Here is a 5,888-nt window from a genome sequence, read left to right as displayed (position 1 = left end):
TTTTGTCGTTAACATCTGGTGGACGACGATGTACTTTGATAGAAGAGATACCTCCAACCTGTACGTCTTCCACTCTTAAGCTCAATAGCTCTCCAGGGCGTAATCCAAAAGAAAGCATCAGCATCACCATAATATAATTTCTATATTCAATCGGATTTTGACTTCCCTTCTGAGGTTTAATTAACTTAATAAGATTAGATTGCTCACTACTACTCAAACCCTTGCTAAGACTTTTATTGATTGGTGGAGAATTTATAAAACAGCGATCAAGTAAAGAAATAAGTCTCGTCTTGTATGTGACGTAGAATTGATAGCGATCTGATGTAAAAGGTAACGTCCCGATGTACATCTCAATATACCAACTTAGAAATTGTTTGATCGTGATGAGTCTTTGATTGAACGTATCTGGCTTGACTGCAATCTTTATTGTTTTATGTCTTTTGTCATGATCTTTTCTTAGAAACTCTACAAGACTTCCTATAATTTCAGCTTCAGTAAAGGGTTTCTTGTGGATCAGCCTTTCATGCAAGTCAATCTTATGAATTTGAAACCATTCGTATAATAGTTTTATTTCTCTTAGGTTCCTAATGAGCGTATTAGAGCTTGCATGCCTTTTGGAGAGAATAAACTCATTTGGTAAGGGTATTGGCATACCATCATCATCTAAGAGTATAGGCAACAACTCTCCAGAATCATGCAAGATTACCTCTACATCCATCTCATAAAACTTCCAACCTTGATACATTCTTTTTTAACACATTAACTTAACAAAATAAATTATATATGCACTTTTAAATTAACATTTTCTATAGTTAAAAAAATAGCCTCAATTATTAACAAAATAAAAGAAGCTATTTTTCTGTTTAAATAATTAATTTTAAATATATTTAAAACAATTACATCTCAAATAAATTAACAAATTAATTGAACATATGATCTAGAACGGAAGGTCGTCATCTAAATCTGCTGGTGCAGCCGCAGGTGCCGCTTGTGGTTTTGGCGCAAATGCAGCTGGGTTGTTGTTACCATAACCATTTGATTGGTTATTGTTAAAACCACCTTGCTGAGCACCACCATAGCCACCTTGACCGCCTTGGTTAGCATTACCATAACCGCCCTGCTGGCCGTAACCACCTTGCTGACCGCCATTATTGTTGTTAAAACGTGGCTGTTCAAAACCTTGGCCTTGTTCGCCTTGCTGACGGTTATTGTCTAGCATTTGCATTTGTTCGCCACGAATTTCAGTCGTGTAGCGCTCTTGACCATTTTGGTCTGTCCACTGACGCGTACGTAGTGAACCTTCAATATAAACTTTTGAACCTTTGCGTAGGTATTGCTGTGCAATTTCGCCTAAACGATTGTGCAATACAATACGGTGCCATTCTGTTTGTTCTTTACGTTCACCTGTATTTTTATCAGTCCACGAGTCGCTTGTTGCAATTGAGAACTGAGTCAAAGAGCCGCCATTTGGAAAAGTTTTGGTTTCAGGATCACGACCTAAAGTACCAACTAAAATGACCTTATTTACACCACGCATCAGACGTATTCTTCCTATTTGTTTCTATTATTTACTTTATAAGAGTTATGCTTAAATGGCTAGCTCTTTCCCGAACAACTGCGTTAAGTGTTGTCGCGCTGACTCATCTATGAGCTGCTTATCGACTTTCACATACGCTACTTGCTGGTCGGCCATTACCACGACCTCTTCAATACCACGAATTGCTAAAAGCTGAGAAGTCCATTCATCTGTTTCTTTGCCCTCAGGCAAACGAAAAACCATTGAAGATAAATAGCGTGGCTGTGCCAAACCAAAGCTAATCAATAGCCAAAGAATAGCGATCGCAGACAAAATGCCCCAGCCCATCGCAGTATTTTGCATTTGAAGTAACTGCCCACCCAGCATGCCTCCAAAGAAAGCACCCAAAAACTGACTGCTGGCATTCACGCCCATTGCTGTCGCTTTAGACTGAATAGGCGCAGCTTTAGATAGCCAAGACGGTAACAATGCTTCCATGACATTAAAGGCGATAAAGAATAAACCTAAGCCTGTAAGCAAGATGTATTTGGATTCAAAACCAAAGATCAGCACCAATAAGCCTAAAATAATCCCACCAATGGCGGTAAGAAAAATACCGCGCATTTTGCGATATTTTTCCGCCAAAATAATACTTGGGAATGCAAAAAACAGGCTAATAACCAATAATGGCAAGTACACCAAACCATGACTCGATAACGGGATTTTTGCAAAATCAATCAGCTGAGATGGCACATAAATAAACATCGCAGTGAGTAATAAATGCAAGGAAAATACCGATACATGCAGACGGTTGAGGTCTGGCATTTTGAGTACTTCTTTGAGCTGTGTGAGATAACCTTGCTGAAAATTTCGATGATGACGCGTTACTTTCGGCACCAGCAAAAGCATAGAAATGGCAGCCAAGCCCATCACAGTTGTGCCCCAGAATAGACCTGAAATTCCCACCAAGCTGGTGAGCCACGGCCCTAGGCTAAATGCCACCACAAAGGATAAGCCAATGCTCATCCCCATGACCGCCATTGCTTTGGTGCGTTGTTCCTCTCGAGTGACATCCGCCAAAAGCGCCATCACCACTGCTGATACAGCACCACCGCCAGCAATCGCACGACCAATAATGACACCGTAAATGGTTTCAGACATGGCCGCTACAGCACCACCTAAAGCAAAAAGCAATAGACCAATCACCACCAAAGGCTTACGGCTATAGCGGTCTGCAATTAAGCTAAATGGAATTTGTAAAATCGCTTGGGTTAAACCATACACCCCGACCGCTAAACCAATCAGCGCAGGCGTTGCATATTGATAAGACTGTCCCGCAACTGAAAATACGGGGATAATCATGAACAAACCCAACATGCGCAATGCAAAAATACTGCTTAGGGCAAAGGTTGAGCGACGTTCTAAGGCATTCATCATATCAATAAGCGAAAATTTAAAAGGAAAACTGGTGCAACTATCGTACATCATTCCTGCCACCAATGCAGATGTATTGATGACTCATAGGCAATAAAAAAGGGCGCATGACTGCACCCTTTTCATTGTATTGGTTTTTCTTAAATCAAACTTAACCGAGTTGTTCCTGACGCTTTTTGTACTGAATTGACGCAATCACCGCCCAAACAATAAAGGCTACACCAATCAAGCCTGTAACCACTTCTGGAATGTGTACACCTGTACCACTTGCAAGCATAATGAATGCTAAAGCGCCAATCGCATAATGCGCACCATGTTCAAGGAAAATATACGCATCCAAGGTGCCTTTATCGACCAAGTAAATCGTCATTGAACGTACAAACATCGCACCAATGGCAAGACCAAGCATAATGATGACTACATCTGAGGTAATCGCAAATGCACCAATCACACCGTCAAAGCTAAATGATGCATCTAAAACTTCAAGGTAAATAAAGCCACCAATGCCGGCTTTAATCAGACCTGTTGGTGCACCATTTGCGTCATGACCAATAGCATTGCCATTTTCATCTACTTCTGGCTCGCCACCCAATAAGTGACTTAAAACTTGCACGCCAATATAAATCACGATGCCCCAAATACTGGCCATCGTCACAACTAAGCGTTTGCTTTCATCCACATTGGCTGCCATGATCAATAGTGCAATCAATGCAATAAACACAGACATTGCAGGAACATTGGCCAAGTTTGCTAAACGACGTTCAATCCACTTAAACCAGTGGGTATCTTTGCCTTCATCCAAAAAGAAGTTTAAAAACACCAACAGCAAGAATGCGCCACCAAAGGCTGCAATTTCAGCATGATGTGCCATCAACTTTTCAGAATAGTGCGTTGGATCATTTAACGCCATATTCACCACTTCAAGCATGCCCATATCTGCGGTCACTGCCACAATCACAATTGGGAACACTAAACGCATACCAAATACGGCAATCACAATACCCACCGTCAAGAAAATCATTTTCCAAAAATGATCCCAACCTCGTAGGACGGATGCATTGACGACAGCATTATCAAAAGATAAAGACACTTCCATCACTGCCAAAATCGCAGTAATGGTCAGTGCAGTAATCATGGCTTGTACGCCTGCATTGGGTCCGTGGTTGAACCCCCAATATGCAGAAATCGCTAAACACACGATTGTAAATACAATAGAGAAACCAAAATGTTTCCACATAATTCAATCGACCTAAAACAAGTATTTGAATACATAAAAGTTAGTCATAACAAAAACTTAGATTTCGTTATTTACTGCTTATCGCTAAGTTCTTTGCTGTGTTTCACTTTTATTTGACCTGACTATTGCGTGAGCTTTTAATCAAGAACACCATAAAATGTGCTTATTATGGCCTTTTTATGTTTAAAAACCACTGACCACCCTGCTTATTTTTCAAAACAACAACCGTGTTTTGCGCTTTATCGATTACTCTTGGCACACGATGCTTAAATAGGACATGTTCATGCGTTTTTCTGAAGCCCTTTGGCAACGCAATCTCAATCTGTATGAAAAAATATTGGCACACCCATTTAACCAAGAACTTGCACAGGGTCGCCTCGAGCAAGGGGCCTTTTGCCATTATATTATTCAAGATGCACATTATTTAGTGAACTATGGACGTGCCTTAGCAGTCTGTGCTGCCAAAGCTTTTGATGCTGAAGATATTATTCAATTTTCCGAAGCTGCCAAATTGGCCATCGTATTTGAACGTGATATGCACAATAGCTTCTTTCAAAATTTTCACATTAGTGCCGAAGACTTTACCAATACGCCACTGAGCCTTGCTTGCCACCATTATTGCTCATTTTTAACGGCAACTGCATGGTCTGAAAGCTATCCCGTGGTATTGGCATCCTTACTGCCATGTTTTTGGATTTATGCTGAAGTAGGCAAAAACATTGTGCATCATTCTGTGCCGAATAACCCTTATCAAGCATGGATCGACACCTATGCAGGCGAGGAATTTAACCAAGCCGTCAATAATGTATTAGCAACCATTGACCGTGTAGCCAGTCGTTGTGATGCCGATACTTTAGAAAAAATGCATCAGGCTTATACCCGCGGTGCCGAGTTAGAATGGCTGTTTTGGGACAGTGCCTACCAACAAGCCAAATGGCCAGGCTTAACCGCAGAATAATACTTATACGAAGCTCACAACGTGGGCTTCACATTTGCCTTCAATATAATCGAACTTTGCAATCCGCTACACATTCGCCATATAAGTATTCCAGCCATAAATCAGGCCCGCCGCCACGACGATCCAGCATAGCGTCGCCAGACTCAAACATGAGAGTACGGACATTCGCGTTGCCAACACATACACCACCAGCAAATACACAAAATAAGGAATCAATGCCCACAAACCAAATAAAGCGGTTTGAGCTAAAGCCTCACTGCCCCGCTCTTGCGCGACAATCACATGTGCAATTAAAGCAAAAGTAGGAAAAAGTGGGACTAAGCCTGCAATATAAAATGCCTTACTTTTTGAAAGAATAGAAATCAGGAGCACGACGCCCGCCCCCATAACATATTTCAAAAATAAAGACAGCATCGCCCATCCCATCGTTCAAGATTAAAAAAGCGTAGTCTACGCTTGTTACCCAGTTTTAAACATATTGCCTGATTTGAGCTAGCATAAAAAATAATGCATCAGCATTAGACTTTATGTCACAAATCATGCAAAATAAATGATAATAATTATCATTCAATAATTTATTTTTTCATTTATCCTTGCGAGGCAAAAGAAATGCACCAAAATAATTTAGGCACAGAAGCCATCCGCGCATTTTTTACATTGCAATGTTGCTGGCTCAACAGTGAAGAAGTGTATTTAGAAAAAGGCTGTACCCATTGTGGTTCTGCCGCCACCTATTTAATTTA

General features: G+C 40.8%; 6 protein-coding genes. 1 reads left to right on the top strand and 5 read right to left on the bottom strand.

What is annotated here, in order from left to right; all coding sequences use genetic code 11:
- From EXE29_RS16945 to EXE29_RS16930, 4 genes are all read right to left on the bottom strand, one after another.
- On the bottom strand, positions 1-745 hold a 745-nt coding region (locus EXE29_RS16945; RefSeq protein ID WP_228198836.1), incomplete at its 3' end, for a site-specific integrase.
- A gap of 192 nt (positions 746-937) precedes the next feature.
- The gene (ssb, locus tag EXE29_RS16940; protein ID WP_120365100.1) at positions 938-1,537 is read right to left on the bottom strand and encodes a single-stranded DNA-binding protein; all 600 of its coding nucleotides are present in this window, start codon (positions 1,535-1,537) and stop codon (positions 938-940) included.
- Between the two features lie 51 nt (positions 1,538-1,588).
- Entirely contained in the window at positions 1,589-2,953 is a 1,365-nt protein-coding gene (locus EXE29_RS16935) for an MFS transporter (RefSeq protein WP_120365101.1), read from the bottom strand.
- A gap of 148 nt (positions 2,954-3,101) precedes the next feature.
- The gene (locus EXE29_RS16930; protein ID WP_120365099.1) at positions 3,102-4,187 is read right to left on the bottom strand and encodes a DUF475 domain-containing protein; all 1,086 of its coding nucleotides are present in this window, start codon (positions 4,185-4,187) and stop codon (positions 3,102-3,104) included.
- A 283-nt stretch (positions 4,188-4,470) separates the two neighbouring features.
- Between EXE29_RS16930 and tenA the strand changes: the two genes are divergently transcribed.
- Entirely contained in the window at positions 4,471-5,145 is a 675-nt protein-coding gene (gene tenA, locus EXE29_RS16925; RefSeq protein ID WP_106984234.1) for a thiaminase II, read from the top strand.
- 66 nt (positions 5,146-5,211) lie between these two features.
- On the opposite strand, the gene EXE29_RS16920 is transcribed toward tenA, so the two are convergent.
- Positions 5,212-5,559: a GlpM family protein gene (locus EXE29_RS16920; protein WP_120365098.1), complete on the bottom strand. Its 348-nt coding sequence runs from the start codon at positions 5,557-5,559 to the stop codon at positions 5,212-5,214.
- Positions 5,560-5,888: the final 329 nt, after the last annotated feature.

Origin of the sequence: Acinetobacter sp. WCHAc060006 (assembly GCF_004209135.1) — a bacterium.
GTDB lineage: Bacteria > Pseudomonadota > Gammaproteobacteria > Pseudomonadales > Moraxellaceae > Acinetobacter > Acinetobacter cumulans.
Note: the sequence above shows the minus strand (reverse complement) of the source record. Positions and strands in the feature narration are given on the sequence as shown.

What these genes read in the sequence shown, in the direction of transcription:
- ssb (WP_120365100.1), bottom strand. Translation starts at nt 1,537, where the DNA reads ATGCGTGGTGTAAATAAGGTCATTTTAGTTGGTACTTTAGGTCGTGAT.
- EXE29_RS16935 (WP_120365101.1), bottom strand. Translation starts at nt 2,953, where the DNA reads ATGATGAATGCCTTAGAACGTCGCTCAACCTTTGCCCTAAGCAGTATT.
- EXE29_RS16920 (WP_120365098.1), bottom strand. Translation starts at nt 5,559, where the DNA reads ATGCTGTCTTTATTTTTGAAATATGTTATGGGGGCGGGCGTCGTGCTC.
- tenA (WP_106984234.1), top strand. Translation starts at nt 4,471, where the DNA reads ATGCGTTTTTCTGAAGCCCTTTGGCAACGCAATCTCAATCTGTATGAA.
- EXE29_RS16930 (WP_120365099.1), bottom strand. Translation starts at nt 4,187, where the DNA reads ATGTGGAAACATTTTGGTTTCTCTATTGTATTTACAATCGTGTGTTTA.